Raw genomic sequence first — 16,500 nt, forward strand, 5'->3', positions numbered from 1 at the left:
CGATACGGCCCCGTTTCTTGGTAACTGAACCCTCGACTCGATTTCGCGCGTTCGAACACCGCGTTTTCGAGTAGCGGTGTGAACAGAGCGGACGGTCTGTATCGGCGACCCGCTCGGGATCACGCCTCGAGTCCTGTGACGTTTGTGCTGCGGTCGGCCACACGCGACGAGACGCAACGTCCGGCTATCATACCTCCGCCCGTAGCGATTGGTGAACCGCGATGACCGTCCATCCGTGTTATGGCTATGGCGGCCGGTCCATCTCACCGAGTCGCATCCGCCGATTCTGGACGACGTGAACGACGGCAGAGACGCCAAACAGCGCAACCACCAGCGTCGCCCAGCCGAGTTCCGATATCGTCTCCGTCGGTACGACCCCGAGCCACAATCCACCCATCACGACCGAGCCGACGGCCGTCAAGCCGAGATAGTAGACGCCCCACGGGACCGAATCGTCGGGGACGATGTCGAGGTAAACGTCCAGCCGAGCCGCTTCATCAGTGAGTTCGACCGTCCGATCGTCGAACTTAATCATGTCTGCTCGCTCGAGCGTGGGAAGGTGCGTCTGCTGGAGCGAGGTATAGACGCGTTTTCGCTCCGCTGACGTGATCTCCGCGATCTCCTTATCGAGTTCCCAGGCGGCGACGTGTTCGGCGAGGTCGCCGAGCGTGACGGGCTCGTCTTCACGCTTGCAGTAGTGGATGGCGTACCGGCGGCGCTGATTACTCAGTAGGTCGAAAACTTCGCCTTCTCGCGACTGCTCGTTTTGCCCTGTCGGCCCGGCCGTCGTCGATCGGCGTTCGCTGGCCCCCATCCCCCTGATCAGTGTGAATGACTGTTCTGCTGATACATAACGCTTGTTGCCGACGAGTCGGAGCTTCTTTCGCAGTTCGGATTTCCCGAATTCCGATGGCTCGCACTTCCACGAGGGACGTTTCAGCCGGTGCTTGCACCGACCGACGACCACAGCAGACAGTTCAAGACCGACTTGAAGGGACGTATGGCCGGTCTTTCGCCCGTTCTGGATACTCAATACAAAGTGGGTGACGTTCGTGGGTATCGGTAAGAACTGCGTTCCGGCACCCGCCACAGACCGGTGCTGGGACGCGGGACGGTGATCATACCAATGAGAATGAATCGACGTAACGTGTTAGTCGGACTGGGAACGATTGTCGCAGGTGGCGGAGCCGCGCTCGGGACGGGTGCGTTCAGTAGCGTCCAGGCAGACCGGACTATCAATGTGTCCACGACCGGTGACTCCAGCGCGCTCGTCACGCTAAACCCGTCCGGAAAGTACGCGATCACAGAGAACAATCAACTGAAACTCGAGTTGACGAGCCTAAACAAAAACGCGGTCACGGACCTGGGAAATCAGTTCGGGATAACGCTGAACGGCGACGCCGATACCAGCAGTGATTACACCGTGTCAGTTAGCGTCAACAACGGCACGCAGCCGTCGGTGACGCTGGATTCGTCCACGCTGACACACGATGGCACTTCGTGGAATACGATCACTGCGAGTATCTCCTTCGATCTCACGGGCACTACTACGCAAAGTGATATCGGCGATTCCATAACGATCTCTGTACAGTAATCACAGAGCGAGCTATCTGATTCTCTCTGCGTAGAAGCTATCGAAAATGATCCTTCGATCCATCCTGATCGCGATCGGAGTCGTTGTTCTATTTATCGTTCCGACCGGCGCAGTTCTGGTCACTGATGGCGAGTCGACCGAGACCGGTACCGGAACCGTCGAGCTCTCTCCGACGTCGACCGCCAATAGTCGATATGCGACCATCGACGGGCAGACCCTCCGACTCGATATAAAGAAACTCAACGACCGCGCGATCACTCGTGCAGACGACGTTTTCGCGATCACGGTCACCGACGGCGACGTCAAGCGGATCTGGATCGAGAACGACATCGCGGGGCTCACGTTTTACAGAGGCGACGATCCGACCGACGTGGTCAGTAAATCGAATCCGCTCGAGCTATCGACCGGCGACGCTGCACGCATCGGCGTCGCGGTCGACACCCACACCGTTCGGAGCGGGACGGAGACGTTTTCGGTCACGGTGGAGTACGACGACGAATTCGACCCCGAGCCGAAGCCGGTGGTCGAGGGAACGACCGTCTCCGTCTCGTCGACGGCACTTGAGACCGGCAACACGCTGACGGCGACCGCCACGTACCGCAACGACGGCGACGAAACGGGGACGACCACGGCGTCGCTAACGGTCGACGGGACGGTCGTGGATCAGAAGAGGCTCGAGTTGCGGCCCGGCGAGACGAAATCGGTCGCGTTCGAGCGGACGATGTACTGGCCGGGGACGTACGAGGTCGGCGTCGAGGGAGTCAGGAGCAGGCGGGTGACCGTCGAGGGGCCGCCGATCGAGGTGGTCAACGCCTCCGTCGGCGACGGGACCGTCACCGCTGGGGGATCGGCGGCGGTGCAAGCGACGGTCAGGAACCCGACGGACGCGCCGGTCGATCGCACGCTCGAGCTGGCGGTCGACGGGATCGTCGTCGAGAGCCGGGCCGTCTCGATTCCGGCCGACGGCGAACGGACGGTGTCCTTCGAGCGGGCGTTCGCCGAGCCGGGGACGTACGACATCGAAGTTAGCGGGGTGGCTGCGGGGGCGGTGACGGTCGAGGAGCCAGGACCGTTCACGGTTCGAAACCGGGAGCTCCCGGCGGCGATGACGGCGGCGCTCGCACCGCCGGCGACGGCGGGGCTACTGTTCCTCGCGGTGACGGCGAACCGCCGCTGGACGATCCTTCGATAAGGTTCGTGGGTCGGTTCGCCGGATCGGGTGCGACGGCGACTCCTCGTCTCTCGACCTCGAGTCACCATCGTCGGACCTCTCGCGGGCTTTATATCTGAGCAGAGTTATAGTGAAGCCGAACCGTCAGCCAATCATGACTGTCCTCGTGTCTCGCCCATGACCGCCGCCGCGCTCATCAGGCGAGGGTTCGGCTTCGTTATCGGGCTGGTTGTCGTTCTCCTGTTGGTCGGCCAACTCCTCGGGCAACCGATTCTCCTCGGCTACGTCGCGACCGGCAGCATGGAACCGACGATAGACGCCGGTGACGGCTTCGTCGCTGTCCCGAGCGTCGTCGCCGGCGATGTCGACGAGGGTGATGTCGTCGTCTATCAGGCCAGAGACCTTCACGGCGGCGGGCTGACGACCCATCGCGTCGTCGAGGAGACCGACGATGGCTACGTGACGAAAGGGGACGCGAACCCGTTTACCGATCAGGACGGCGGCGAACCCCCCGTCAAGGACGGCCAGATCGTGGCCGAAGCGTTGCAGATTCGCGGGACAGTCGTGACGATCCCTCACCTCGGGACCGCTATCATGGGGGTACAGGGGCTCGCGGAGCGGGCCTACGGCACGGCCGCGTCGATCGTCGGCGTGACGACGACGGCTACCGCCGACGGCCTCGGATCGATGCTGGTCGCGGTCGGCGTCGCCTTACTTGGCTTCGGCATCGTCCTCGAGCGCCTCGCGCCACAACACCGGGAGATGACCCGGCGGCGCTCCCGCGAGAACGTGATCGCGTTCTGGACGGCGCTTGGGCTCGTCTTGCTCGTGTTCGTCACGTTCGCGACCGCGGCGATGGTCGTCCCGTCGGGGACCTACGAGTACGAGCTCGTCAGTACTGAGTCGCCCAACGACGATCCGCAGGTCGTCGCGCCCGGTGCGACGGCCGAACTCACGCGCACCGTCGACAACGCCGGTTATCTGCCGGTAGTGGTCGTCCACGAGGCCGAAAGCGGCGGGATCGAGGCCGTGCCGGAGTGGCAGACGGTTAGCGTTCGCGGCAGCGGTGAGGCCACGGTGCGGCTTTCCGCTCCGGAGCAAACCGGGGAGTACACGCGCCACCTCGGTGAGTACCGCTATCTTGCCGTGTTGCCTCCATCGGTACTGGTCTGGCTCCACGGCGTCCACCCGCTCGTTGCGATCGCCGCGGTCAACGGCGTCGTCGTCGGCGTCTCCGTCGCGATCGTCCTCGCGGTCTTCGGCAGCGGCGACATCCGGTTTCGAACGCCGGGCGATCACGTCCCATTGTCGACCCGCCTCCAACGAACGCTTCGGAAGTGGCTTCGCGACTGATCGTTGACTGGCGAAGAGCCACTATGCTTATAATGATCGATTTCTTTCACCTATCCGTGATTGTTCTGGAACCCGACCTGTCTGGGCCGGTGGCCCGCGGGACGGACGGACGGCAGGACCAATCGCAGTTCGGTAGGTGTCTCACGAGTGATCGATAACCCGCGGCTCGACCTGTTGCTCGCACGAAGCGGCCGAGCGATCGTAATCGCGCTGGCTGTCGTCGGCGTGCTCGCCATCGGCGCGAGCGGTTGGGCCGTCGCGAATCCGGTGACGACGACCACGCCGCAGTTCGGCGAGGAACGCGTCACGACCGAGGTGGGTACCAGCGCGATCGTCACCCAGAACGGGACGCTCTGGAACGAGGGCGAACAGCTCACCAATAACTCGGTCTACGTCGTAAACGCCTCGCCGGAGCTGACGGTCACGCCGAAAACGCAACTGCGGGAGACAAGCGGCGGTGGCTCGTTCGAGGATGCGAACGTGACCCACGAGCTCGTCCTTCGCTTCAGTGCGACCCGCGACGACTCGACGTTCTGGAACGAGACCTACGAGGTGTTACGGGAGTCGCCGTCGGTCGAAAACGGCGTCGCCACATCGGAGGCGACCATCGATATCGAAGACTACCGCCAGCGACAGCGGCAACTCCAGCGCGAGGTCAGCGGCATCGGCTCGGTCTCGCTCACGATGGAACTTCGCGTCACCTACGACACCGGCCGTCAATCGGGGACGTTGACGACGACTGCGCCACTGCAGATCGCGGGTGATGCGTACTGGGTGGACGGCTCGCTGTCCGACTCGGCGACCAAGAGCTACCAAAGCGGCGTCGAGCGGACGACCGAGTCCCGAAGCCTGGTGCTGATCGGCGGACTATCGGTGCTCGGGACGCTCTCGCTTGCCGGTGCTGCGATCGTCGTCCGGCGCTCGGCGACCGACGTCGAGACCGCTCGGCGCGCGGTCCACGAACGGCGCTACGCCGAGTGGATCTCGCAGGGCTCGATCCCGATGTGGATCGGCGACTACCACGTCTCGCTCGATACGTTGGAAGACGTGGTCGACGTCGCCATCGATACCAACGAACGCGTCGTCCACGACGAGCAACGCGGTCTCTTCGCGGTCGTCAATGACGGCGTCGTCTACTACTACAGCGACCGCGGCCTCTGGGAGGAGACCGCCTGGCCGGAGATGGACCTCGAGGATCAATCGCCCGTCGTCGACGCCGACGGCGAACTCTCCACCGGCGATCTCTCGGAACTCGGAGGCGGTGATGCGTTCGCCTCGCCCGACGAACAGGACGCCTTCGAGGACGACGAGGACGTCTGGGAGCAACTCTAACCGGTTTGTGGTCGGTGCCCAGTGACCGTCGCATGCTCGCTTCTCTGATCGATTCGGCGGCACACGGTTTACTCGGCGATCGCGCCGATCGCTTTGGTCCCTCATAGCCGAACCCGTCCGGTACGCTGACGGTCACCACGGGCCATACGTGTCGGTCGAGCGGGCGCGACGTTCGTATCTCGCCGCTCGAGGGCTCAGACTGGTGTTTACCGTTCGCATCCATCGCGATATATAACGATTCCCACTGGAGTAAGGCTCAACTTTTATACTGCTGGGGCCTTTCGATTCGTAATATGGCAGAGACCGACGGGGAGGAGATCGAAGACTTGCCACCGAGTGCGAAACTCGTCTTCAAGGTTCTCGAGTATGACGGGCCGCTGACCCAAAAACAAATCGTCGAGGAGTCGATGCTCTCGGCTCGGACAGTGCGGTATGCCCTCGAGCGACTCGAAGAGATCGGGATCGTTGACGAGGACATCTACTTTGCCGACGCTCGCCAGAGCCTCTACCGGCTCGAGGAACCGGTCGCGGCCGACGGCAACGGCGTCGAGGAGTCCCCGAAAAAGGACGCCTGCTGCGCTGAATAACGGTTCGAACGGTAGCGTTATTTTCTCCCGGTGATCGTCTCACAGTATGGACAAAGAGCGGTTACCGCGCTGGGGTTGGCTGATGATTGGGCTGTTTGTGGCCGTTCTCATCGCTAATCTCCTCAATCTGCTCGTCCTCGTGCCGGCCGTCTTCCCGGAGACGTACCGGGCGATCACGGTCATCGCGACCATGTCGCCGGTGGTGATCTACGTCGGGATCTGGTACGACGAGGACCGCCAGGAGTACTGGGAGGCGTCGCGGGCGAAAATCGTCGGCGACATCCTGTTCGTCGTGACGGGGGCGGCGATGGGATCGGCGATTGCACTCGTCGCCGTGGCTGAGTTGGGACTCCCCGGCTTCCTGCTTGACATCCTCGCGATGGCTGCCGGGTTCTTGCTGGCGTGGGGGCTGTTCTGGTGGCGCAACCCGGCGATGTACGCGGGCGGCCTCGAGCGCTGACGCCGTTCGAATCGCCCGACCGGGCGGCGGCTCTCGTCGCCGACTCACTCGAGTCCGTCCGCACCGTCGACCGACCCCCGGTTGCTCCGACCGGCGATCCCCGGCGTCGGCGGTAGCGACCGCTTATGGGCGGTTTCGGCGTGTAGCGTCGCGATTTCGTCGGCGGTATCGGAGTCGATCCGGAGGTCGGCGACGGCCGTCTCGAGCGAACGACCTTCGTCGACCAGTCGGTACAACAGTGGGTCGATGACGTCGTACCGCGCGCCGAGTTCGTCGGCGTCGGTCTGGGTGGCCCAGAAACCGGCCGTCGGCTCCTTGCTGATGATTCGGCGAGGGAGCCCGATATGTTCGGCCAGCGCCCGAACCTCCGTCTTGTAGAGGTCGCCGATCGGATAGGCGTCGGCCGCCCCGTCGCCGTGCTTGGTGACGTATCCGAGCAACACCTCGGACCGGTTCGCAGTCCCGAGGACGAGACGCGACTGCCGGTTCGCCGCGTAGTAAGCGGTGACCATCCGGAGCCGCGCCGTCGCGTTCCCGAGCTCGCGGTTGCGCTCGTTCGGTCGGTCCGCGTCGTCCGCTGTCGCCTCGAGTTCGCTTGCGACAGTGTCCTCGAAAGCCGCGAGCAGCGGCCGGAGCTGGAGCTCCGCGAACTCGATGCCCATCCCCGCCGCGATCGTCCGGGCGTCGCTGACGTGGGCCGTCTCGGTCATGGTGCAGGGCAGCCCGAGTCCGAGGACGTTCGCCGCTCCGACGGCCTCGACCGCCAGCGCCGTCGTCAGCGTCGAGTCGATGCCGCCGCTCATTGCGACGACGACGCCGTCGGCACCCGCGTCGGCGACGGTCGCCTCGATATCGGTGACGATCTGCTCACGGATCACCTCGAGCGATCGGTGGTCGGTGTAAAACGGTCCGTTCGTGTGCTCGATTCCGGAATAGACGAACGTATTCTTATCTACACTCATATGGTGCGATCACTTTGGTTCACGCTATTTCTCCGGACAATCGTTTCACATAAGAAGCTACTCCTTAAACAGCTAGTAGTTCGAGTTTGATTCCTTGTCACACGGGCAAACTACGGCCGTTTCACTGCCCAGACGAGCGGTCGCCTTCGGAGCCCCGCTACCTGGCCCGCTTACCCACGACTCCTTCTCTCCGCAAGAGCGTCACCAAAAGCGCCGCCAGTTCGCGTTGCTCACTCGCGATTCGATTCCCGCAGGAGGGGACGACCGTGATCGGACCCTCGCCGATCCTTCGCTCTTCACTCGCGAAGACATCACGAACCGCTTACGACGGAACGATCGTAATTGGATCCTTCCGATCGATCGCTCGCTCGAGTTCCTCCGCGATCCCGCTCCCTCGCGAAACTTGGATTTCGCCGCCGCGGCTCACCGTCGCGGTAAACAGGTAGTCGCCGGCGGCCTGGACCTCGACGGTCTCGCCGTGGTTGCCGTCGACCGGGATGACGATGTGTCTCGAGGTGATTTCGGGCTGGACCATCTGGCCGGCCTGCGACGCGCCGCCAGCGCCGCCGTTGGCGCTCGCACCGCTGCCAGCGCCGCCCGCGCCGTAATTGGGATTCTCGTCGTGGGTCCGGACGTCGATGTCGATCCCCAGGCGGTTCTCGATGTCGGAGATCCGGCCGCCGCCCTTGCCGATGACGCTCGAGATGTCGTCTTCCTCGACGTAGACGACGGCCTTATCCTGGCTCTTGAGTTGGACGTCGACGTAGCCGCGGGCGACCGAGCGGATCTCGCGTTCGATCTCCTGTTTCGCGATGCGGTCGACGCCGGATTCGCTACCGGGACCGCCCTCTTCGTCTTTGAGTGGGACGGTGACGACCTGGCGGTTGAAGGTGTAGATCTCGTACTCGGGCTCGTCGGTCTGGAAGTTCGTGACCTGGATAACGGGCCGGGCGAGGTCCTCCTCGGTGAGGCCGGCGGGCACCTTGACCTCCGTTCGCACGTCGTAGACGGTCTCGACTTCGCCGGCCTCGATGTAGACGACGGTGTCGACGACCTGGGGAATCATCCCGAGTTCGACGCGGCCGACGAGCCGCTGGAGGGCGTCGATCGGCCGGGTCGCGTGGACGACACCGATCATGCCCACGCCCGCCAGCCGCATATCGGAGAACACCTCGAAGTCGTTGGTCTTGCGGACCTCGTCGTAGATGGTGTAATCCGGCCGGACCATCAGCAAGGCGTCGGCGGTCTTTTCCATCTGGCCGCCCAGCTCCGTATACTGGGTGATGTCGGGACCGACCTGCAGGTCCCGCGGTTTCTCCATCGTCTTGACCGAGTAGTCGTGATCTGAGATATAGCGGGCGACCGCCTGCGCGAAGGTCGACTTCCCGGCCCCGGGTGCCCCCGAGATGAGGACGCCGCGCTGGCGCTCGAGCAGGCGCTCTTTCAGCTCGTCGGCGTGCTCGTAGTCCTCGATGTCGGTCTGGGCGATCGGGCGGACGGCCGTGATCTCGATGCCGTCGGAAAACGGTGGGCGGCCGATCGCGATCCGGTAGTCCCGGAACTGGACGATCTTCATCCCGGGCTCGGAGAGCTCGATGAAGCCGCCGGGCGTCTCCTTTGCGCCCTCAACGACCTCGCGGGCGTACTCGTCCATCGTCGCCTCGTCGATCGGCTCGTCGGCGATCGATTCATAGCGCATCGCGCCGAGTTCGCCACGTTTGGCCTTCGGGACGGCGTCGGTCTTGAGATGGACGCTCATCGTCTGCTCGTCGAAGAAGTCCTCGATCGCGAGCGTCCCGACCTCCCGGACCTCGGGCGAGACGTGCTCGACGTCGAGCCCCTTGGCCTGTGCGACCTCGGCCTGCACGATGTCGCTCGTGACGAAAGTCGCCTCGAGGTCCTCCGCGAGGTCCCGGATCAGGGCGTCGATCTCGCCCTCGGAGGCGTGGCCCCGCTCGATGGCGTTGGGCCGCTCGCCGACGTACTCGAGGCCGATGGTGCCGTCGTCGGCCAGCTCGGCCAGCCGCTGGAGTTCCTCTAGGCCGTCCCAGCCGCTGTCGATCCCGTCGTTGGCCTGCGCCTCGAGTTCCGCGACGACCGCCTCGGGCACGCAGATCGTCGCTCCCTCGAACTGCCCGTCTTCGATAGTCGCCGAGACGCGGCCGTCGATGACCACGCTCGTATCCGGCACGACGTTCATACGTGAACTGGTCGTCGTACGATTATAAGGGTGTTCACAGCATCGCCACGCGCTGCGGTCTCGTGACCCGTGAGGCCGCGACGCGTGTTTCTGTCGGACACACACGGAATGCTATAGCAGCCACTGCAATGGTTCCCGGACGACGATCGTCCCTTTCGGTGGACTGAACATCGCGGCCGTCGAGACAACTGCTATGACTCTCGTCGAGCTGACGCGCGATCTCGTTTCGATCCCGAGCCACGAGGACGAGACCGCCGCCGGCGACTTCATAGCGGAGTGGCTGCGCCGCGAGACCGACGCCGATGTATCGCGAGACGACATCGGCAACGTGATCGCCCGAAAGGGGTCGGGCGACGAGTCACTCGCGTTCGTGGGCCACCACGACGTCGTGGCACCGGCCGAGTCGCAGGTCGCCGCAGACGGCGACGGCGCGACCGAATACGTCGTCGAAGAACGTGACGGCCGGCTCTACGGCCGCGGGACGGCGGACATGAAAGGCGCGGTCGCGGCCGCTCTGCTGGCCTTCCGCGCGGCCGACCCCGCGGGCGAGCTCGTCTTCGCGAGCTTCGTCGGCGAGGAGACCGGCGGCGTCGGCTCCCAGCACGCGATCGACGAGGGGTTCGCCCCCGACTATGCGATCGTCGGCGAGGGCTCGACGAACTACTCCGGCCCGGACGTGACCGACGTGGCCGTCGCCCACAAGGGCCGGCGCGGGAGCACGATCACCGCTCGCGGGACCGCGGCCCACGCCAGCGAGGCCGACGCCGGCGAGAACGCCATCTACCGGGCCACCGCGGCCGTCGACCGCGTGCGCGACCTCGAGTCCCCGTCGGTCGACGTGGCCGGCGAGACCCTCAACGGTCGGCTCACCGTCACGGAGATCGAGGGCGGCTCCGCCTGGAACGTCGTCCCCGCGCGCTGCGAGTTCACGATCGACGAGCGGACGGTGCCGGGCGAGCGCGCCGCCCTCGAGGACGTCGCGCAGCTCGAGGGAATTGAGTGGACGGTCGATCAGGACTGGCCTCCGATGGAGTGTTCGGACGAGGCCTTCGCCGAGGCCGTGCTCGCGGCCGCCGACGGTGCACAGAGCGGTGCGCCCGAACTCGTGACGAAACCGCACGCGACCGACGCGGGCTGGCTCTCGGCGGCCGGTACGGCGTGTGTCGTCTCCGGCCCCTCGGAGCCGGGCGAGGCCCACACCGACGACGAGAGCGTCTCGATCGCCGTCCTCGAGCGCTGTCGGGAGACCTACCGGCGGGTCGCGGAGACGTGGCCGCCGGCGCGGTGACGCGGTCGACGCGTCTCGTCGGTGCCGTTCGATCGATCAGGCACCTGGGACGCCGATCGCGCCGAAACTCGCGACGCCGATCACGGCGAGGACGTAGAGGACGATCAGGACGGTGATCCAGGCGACGAGCCCGATCATCGCCGCGGCGGTCCAGTCACCGGGATAGCGCCAGTTGATCACCGCGATGTAGGCGATGAGGACGAGCAGGGGGCCGACGAGGGGGATCCAGCCGACGAGGAAGCCGACGACGGCCCAGACGATCGCACCGATCAACGCGGTGACGACGGCGTGATCGTAGCTCGTCCGACCGACGATGAGCCGCGCACCCGCGTAGATACCGAGCGCACCGATCAGCAGGCTCACGAGGAACACGACGATCGACGCGATCGGTGAGGCGACTGCCATAACGATCCGTCCTACGTCGATTCGGTGCAACAGTCCGTTGCTTGCACGTTCTGCCCAGCTATCACGGGTTCGCACTCGTTCCGAAGCGAGCCTCTGACGACGCCGTTCCGACGACGCTGGGACAGTCTCGGACGTCGAGATGTCTGTCGGTATTACGGCTCGAGCGGCCGGCTCTCGGTCGCGCTCGAGCGCCAGCGTCTGATCGGCCGCCGGTCGGTGGATGCGTTCGCCGGCGGCGCGACACGTTCCGCGCACTCGGTAGCCGGAACCACGACGTTGATGCCGGGTCCGCGCGAATGATACGCCCATGGCGACCGATCAAGCCGGCAGCGATGCCAGCGAGGCCGACACGTACGAGGAGTTCGAACGGCGCGTCAAACGAATCTCGAACGTCGGTAACGCCGCCGGTATCCTCCAGTGGGATCAGGAGGTCGTGATGCCCGACGAGGGGACGCCGGCCCGCGCACAGCAGCTCTCGACGCTGTCCTCGCTCAGCCACGAGCTGTTGACCGCCGACGAAACCGGCGGGTTGCTCGAGCAGTTAGAGGGCGAGGACCTCGCCGACGAGCGGGCCGCGGTCGTCCGCGAGCTTCGCCGGACGTACGACCGCGAGACGAGCGTGCCACAGGAACTGGTCGAGGAGATCTCCGCGACGGCGTCGAACGCCCACCCGACGTGGAAACAGGCCCGCGAGGAGGACGACTTCGAGCAGTTCGCGCCGACCCTCGAGAAACTGGTCGACCTCAAACGGGAGTACGCGAATCACATCGATCCCGACGCCGATCCCTACGCGGTGCTGTTTGCCGACTACGAGCCGTACATCGACCTCGAGACGGCAGAACGCGTCTTAGAGCGCCTGCGCGAGGAGCTCGTTCCGCTGATCGAGGCGGTTCAGGACAGCGACGCGGAACTCGAGACCGAGGCGTTCGCGGGCGAGTTCGACGACGACGAGCAGGAGGCCCTCGCGCGCGATGTACTGGATTCGCTGGGCTACGACTGGGACCGCGGCCGGCTCGACACCGCGCCGCACCCGTTTTCCTCGGGGACGCAGTTCGACGCCCGCGTGACGACCCGGTTCGAGGAGGACGACCTGCTCGGCTCGATCACCTCGACGATCCACGAGTTCGGCCACGCCAACTACACGCTCGGCCTGCCCGACGAGGGCTACGGCACGCCGCTGGGCGAGGCTCGCGACCTCTCGGTCCACGAGTCACAGTCGCGGCTCTGGGAGAACCACGTCGGCCGCTCGCGTCCCTTCTGGGAGCACTTCCTCCCGATCGCCCGCGAACGCTTCCCCGAACTCGCAGACGTGAGCCCAGACGAAGCGTACGAGGCCGCCAATCAGGTCCACGACGACAACCTCATCCGGGTCGAGGCGGACGAGCTCACCTACCACCTCCACATCGTGATCCGCTTCGAGATCGAGCGCGATCTGATCCGGGGCGACCTCGAGGTCTCGGAGGTGCCCGAGGTCTGGAACGACAAGTACGAGGAGTACCTCGGCGTGCGCCCGGAGACCGACGCCGAGGGCTGTCTGCAGGACATCCACTGGTCCCACGGTGACTTCGGGTACTTCTCGACGTACTCGCTGGGGTCGGTGCTGGCGGCGCAACTGTATGCGGCGGCGACAGCGGACCGCGGCCCGTTCGACGAGCAGCTCCGCGAGGGCGAGTTCGACGAGCTCAACGGCTGGCTCCGCGAGAACGTCCATCAGCACGGCAAGCGCTACGTCACGCCCGACCTGATCGAGCGAGCCACCGGCGAGGACCTGACCGCCGACTACTTCCTCGAGTACGTCACCGACAAGTACGGCGAGTTGTACGACCTCGAGGACTACTGACGCGCTATCGGATTCGCTCGCGCGATTCGCTCTCTCACCGGCTGCAACCCGCTATTTTAGGTCGCTGCCCGTCGAGGCGTCGGACGATGGCTGAGACACTCGAGCAGGGAACGGCGATCGTCACGGGTGCAAGTTCCGGTATCGGCGCGGCGACCTGCCACGAACTCGCGGCCGCGGGCGCGAACGTCGTCCTCGCGGCCCGCAGCGAAGACCGGTTGACCGAGATCGCGGACGATCTCGAGACGACCCACGACGCCGAGACGCTGGTCGTGCCGACGAATATCCGCGACGAAGACGAGGTCGACGCGCTCCTCGAGGCGACGGTCGAGGCGTTCGGCGGGATCGACGTGCTGGTGAACAACGCGGGACTGGCTCGCGGGGGCGAGGTCGAGTCGCTGTCGACCGACGACTACGAGACGATGCAAGAGACCAACGTCGACGGCGTCTTCTACGCGACGCGGGCGGCGCTGCCCCACGTCCGCGAGCGCGACGGCCACCTGATCTTCGTCGCCAGCTTCGCCGGCCGGCACCCGCGGCCGTCTAACCCCGTCTACGCTGCCACGAAGTGGTGGGTCCGGGGTTTCGCCAAGAGCCTCGCGGCGCAAGTCGGCGCTGACGATGTCGGCATCACGATCGTCAACCCCGCCGAGGTCCGCTCGGAGTTCGGGGCGACCTACGGCGAGTCCTTCGCCGAGCGGTTCGACGAAGGGTCGGTCACCGAACCCGAGGAGGTCGCCGAAGCGATCCGCTTCGCTGCAAGCCGCGGCGGCTCGAGCATCAGCGAACTCGACATCAACCGCCGAGACAAGTTCGCAGACACGTTCCACTGACGGCGGCGACGCGGCGATCGGCTCGACCGCGATCGTATAAAACGAGGCTGTGAATGCCGGGTGCGGACTCACCCGTTCCCGGTCCCTCCCACGGGTATGCGAGTTTCCATTCCGCGTGTCCCCGGCGTTTACTTCGACACCGACGGCGAATCGACGGCGAAGACGATCGTGCTGAGCGCTGCCGGCCGACGAGCGCCGAAACCGCAGGGCTACGCCCTCCAGGCCCTCCCATATCTTTGGTCGTTCGACGTCGACCTCCGTGAGGTACCGACCGATCATCCGATCCAGTACCTCCACCCCGAGGGCGCACGGAGTTTGGGTGATCTCTCACCCCGACGGGGGGTCCGCGAGGCCGGCACCGAACTCGAGTCTGTCCTGCGATTCGTCTGGTCGGTCAATCAGGAAGTCGAGTCGGCGACCGGCCGACTGCTTGGCATGGGCAACGGCGAGGACGGCGTTACCATCGAGGTCCAAGACGGGGCCATCAGCGCCGACGGCTCGGAGCTCGAGACCGACGCCTTCGACCTCGACGATTCCGATATCGGCGAGTCGGGAACCGACGAATTCGACGTTCACGAGCCAGATCCTGACCGGTTCGACCCCGACGACGAACGGTAGGTCGCCAGCGGTGTCTCCTCGAAGTGGACCGGGGGTCGGTTCGTTCGTTCTCGTCGCTGGTCGTCCGATCTCGAGCGAGCGATTGGGTCCGTGAGCGAAACGCTGCTTTCTCGAGTGGAGACGCTGGTCCCATCGGAGCTCAGGTAGAGACTCCCTTTCGGTATCGCAGGCCTCGCCCCGACGGCGAGAATGGGGGACCGACGAGTCGGAACTGCCGTCAACACGCCCGGTCGGCAGGGAGCCGCCGTTACACTGTCACACTGGGTCGAACAGCCACCGCTGGTTCGAGCCACCGTGCCACGCCCACTGGACCACGTCGGCCCCGGCCGCCGTGCTCGCGTCGCTGACCTCGGCGACCTTGCCGCTGTTGGCGTTCTCGATGCGGTAGGTTCCGTTGCCGTTGTCGACGATGCGCCAGTCCTGGGTCGCGTGGCCGGTGTCGGCGTACTGCTGGACGCTCGCACCGCCGCTCGTATCGCCACCGGCTACTTCCATGAGTTTCCCGCTGTGGACGTTTCGGAGGTGGACCGTACCGCCGCCGTTCGTCTCGATCACGTCCCACTGCTGGCAGGGGTGTCCGGTATCGCTGTATTGGCGGACGGTATCGCCGTCGCTCGTCCCGGCCGTGGCGACCTCAAGGAGCATGCCGCTGTTGACGTTCGTGATCGTATAGGTCCCCTCGGTGATGCCGGTGGTGTTGGTGGAGTTGCCGCAGTCGTAGCTGCCAGTGCCGGGCATCGGGCTCTGCGTGCTCGGCGTCCCGTCGCAGGCGACGACCGGCCAGTCGTTTTCCCATTGGATCCGATCGATCATCATCGTGCGGGTTTCCTGGTCGGTCGTGGCCTCGACGTGGTAGAGCATCCACCAGTCGCCGGCGTCGTCCCGAATCGCGGTGTTGTGGCCGGGTCCGGTGAACTCGTCCGTTCCGTGGAGGACCGACACGCCGCTGCGGTGCTCGTTCAGGTCGCGCAGATCGGTCCCGTTCTGGTTGTAGTAGGGGCCGACAAACGACTCGGAGCGGCCGACCTCGACCTCGTAGGTGCTGTCGTAGCCCTCACAGCAGTGGCCGGTCGAGTAGAACAGGTAGTAGTAGCCGTTCTCGCGGACGATCATTCCGCCTTCGCGGCTGTCACCGGCGAGGTGGAACGTCGTACCCGGGACGTACTCCATGCCGTCGCTCGTGAGTTCGACGCCGTAGATTCCGTACCAGCTCCCCCATACGAGGTACGGCGTGCCGTCGACGACGCGAAACTCCGAATCGATGCAGTTGGTCATGCCGAGGTCTGCGGCCCTGAATACCGGCCCCTGATCCTCGAACGGCCCGTCCGGTGAGTCCGCCGTCGCGACGCCGATTCCGGGGTTGTTGGAACTTCCCCACGTCGAGTAGGAGTAGTAGAGGTAGTACTGGCCGTTGTAGTAGTTGATATCGGGAGCCCACACGCCGGCGTCGGCGTTGTCGCGCCAGTCGGGATAGCTGTCGAGCGCCGAACCAATGTAGGTCCAGTTCACCAGGTCGTCCGAGGTCGCTATCGGGACGATGTCGTTTGGCGTCTCGGTCCCGTACGCGTAATAGGTGCCGTCATCGGCCTGGATGGCGCTTACGTCACCGAACCCGATCGGACCGACCGGATTGTGATAGTGAGTTGAACTGGCATCGGCGGCTGCGGACCCGCTCGTCGCAACTGCACCTGCAGTCGCGAGCGTACCGGCCCCGATTGCTTTTAGGACGCTTCGTCGTTCCACTTCTGCGTGACCATTACCATTGGACATGCTCGGGAATACAACACCTTCTCCACTATTTTAATTATAGTTGTATTAAGGCAAACAAACGATATCGGGTTCCGCGATCTCGTCCGGATT

The 16,500-nt window shown here is 65.0% G+C and carries 15 protein-coding genes; 10 read left to right on the forward strand and 5 right to left on the reverse strand.

Annotated elements, in window-relative coordinates; genetic code table 11:
* Positions 1-244: 244 nt before the first annotated feature.
* Positions 245-814 carry a hypothetical protein gene (locus ACJ70B_RS11365; RefSeq protein WP_408957102.1) on the reverse strand — a complete coding sequence of 190 codons (570 nt, stop codon included), beginning with the start codon at positions 812-814 and terminating at the stop codon, positions 245-247.
* Positions 815-1,240: 426 nt separating this feature from the next.
* Here ACJ70B_RS11365 and ACJ70B_RS11370 point away from each other — a divergent pair, with 426 nt between their 5' ends.
* The 6 genes from ACJ70B_RS11370 (at position 1,241) to ACJ70B_RS11395 (ending at position 6,497) form a co-directional block, all read left to right on the forward strand.
* Entirely contained in the window at positions 1,241-1,594 is a 354-nt protein-coding gene (locus ACJ70B_RS11370) for a hypothetical protein (protein ID WP_408957103.1), read from the forward strand.
* A 46-nt stretch (positions 1,595-1,640) separates the two neighbouring features.
* Complete coding sequence (locus ACJ70B_RS11375) at positions 1,641-2,786, forward strand: CARDB domain-containing protein (protein WP_408957104.1); 1,146 nt, start codon at positions 1,641-1,643, stop codon at positions 2,784-2,786.
* Between the two features lie 156 nt (positions 2,787-2,942).
* Complete coding sequence (locus ACJ70B_RS11380; protein WP_408957105.1) at positions 2,943-4,118, forward strand: signal peptidase I; 1,176 nt, start codon at positions 2,943-2,945, stop codon at positions 4,116-4,118.
* A 147-nt stretch (positions 4,119-4,265) separates the two neighbouring features.
* Complete coding sequence (locus tag ACJ70B_RS11385; RefSeq protein ID WP_408957106.1) at positions 4,266-5,450, forward strand: DUF5305 domain-containing protein; 1,185 nt, start codon at positions 4,266-4,268, stop codon at positions 5,448-5,450.
* Between the two features lie 293 nt (positions 5,451-5,743).
* Positions 5,744-6,037: a helix-turn-helix domain-containing protein gene (locus ACJ70B_RS11390; RefSeq protein WP_006180348.1), complete on the forward strand. Its 294-nt coding sequence runs from the start codon at positions 5,744-5,746 to the stop codon at positions 6,035-6,037.
* A 46-nt stretch (positions 6,038-6,083) separates the two neighbouring features.
* Positions 6,084-6,497, forward strand: a complete 414-nt coding sequence (locus tag ACJ70B_RS11395; protein ID WP_408957107.1) for a hypothetical protein — start codon at positions 6,084-6,086, stop codon at positions 6,495-6,497.
* Positions 6,498-6,541: 44 nt separating this feature from the next.
* On the opposite strand, the gene ACJ70B_RS11400 is transcribed toward ACJ70B_RS11395, so the two are convergent.
* Positions 6,542-7,459, reverse strand: coding sequence for an NAD+ synthase (locus ACJ70B_RS11400; RefSeq protein ID WP_408957108.1), 918 nt, complete (start codon positions 7,457-7,459; stop codon positions 6,542-6,544).
* A gap of 322 nt (positions 7,460-7,781) precedes the next feature.
* On the reverse strand, positions 7,782-9,659 hold the full coding sequence (locus ACJ70B_RS11405) for a PINc/VapC family ATPase (RefSeq protein WP_408957109.1): 1,878 nt from the start codon (positions 9,657-9,659) through the stop codon (positions 7,782-7,784).
* Positions 9,660-9,852: 193 nt separating this feature from the next.
* Here ACJ70B_RS11405 and ACJ70B_RS11410 point away from each other — a divergent pair, with 193 nt between their 5' ends.
* On the forward strand, positions 9,853-10,947 hold the full coding sequence (locus tag ACJ70B_RS11410; RefSeq protein ID WP_408957110.1) for a M20 family metallopeptidase: 1,095 nt from the start codon (positions 9,853-9,855) through the stop codon (positions 10,945-10,947).
* A 36-nt stretch (positions 10,948-10,983) separates the two neighbouring features.
* Here ACJ70B_RS11410 and ACJ70B_RS11415 read toward each other — a convergent pair whose 3' ends face one another.
* Positions 10,984-11,352: a hypothetical protein gene (locus ACJ70B_RS11415; RefSeq protein WP_408957111.1), complete on the reverse strand. Its 369-nt coding sequence runs from the start codon at positions 11,350-11,352 to the stop codon at positions 10,984-10,986.
* Between the two features lie 307 nt (positions 11,353-11,659).
* Here ACJ70B_RS11415 and ACJ70B_RS11420 point away from each other — a divergent pair, with 307 nt between their 5' ends.
* From ACJ70B_RS11420 to ACJ70B_RS11430, 3 genes are all read left to right on the forward strand, one after another.
* Positions 11,660-13,192 (forward strand): carboxypeptidase M32, encoded by a 1,533-nt coding sequence (locus tag ACJ70B_RS11420; RefSeq protein WP_408957112.1) that lies wholly within the window; start codon positions 11,660-11,662, stop codon positions 13,190-13,192.
* Between the two features lie 86 nt (positions 13,193-13,278).
* Positions 13,279-14,022 (forward strand): SDR family oxidoreductase, encoded by a 744-nt coding sequence (locus ACJ70B_RS11425; protein ID WP_408957113.1) that lies wholly within the window; start codon positions 13,279-13,281, stop codon positions 14,020-14,022.
* Between the two features lie 96 nt (positions 14,023-14,118).
* On the forward strand, positions 14,119-14,640 hold the full coding sequence (locus ACJ70B_RS11430; RefSeq protein WP_408957114.1) for a hypothetical protein: 522 nt from the start codon (positions 14,119-14,121) through the stop codon (positions 14,638-14,640).
* Positions 14,641-14,895: 255 nt separating this feature from the next.
* On the opposite strand, the gene ACJ70B_RS11435 is transcribed toward ACJ70B_RS11430, so the two are convergent.
* Positions 14,896-16,410 carry a family 43 glycosylhydrolase gene (locus ACJ70B_RS11435; protein ID WP_408957115.1) on the reverse strand — a complete coding sequence of 505 codons (1,515 nt, stop codon included), beginning with the start codon at positions 16,408-16,410 and terminating at the stop codon, positions 14,896-14,898.
* Between the last annotated feature and the right edge of the window lie 90 nt (positions 16,411-16,500).

Origin of the sequence: Natrinema sp. 74 (genome assembly GCF_046097095.1) — an archaeon.
Lineage (GTDB): Archaea > Halobacteriota > Halobacteria > Halobacteriales > Natrialbaceae > Natrinema.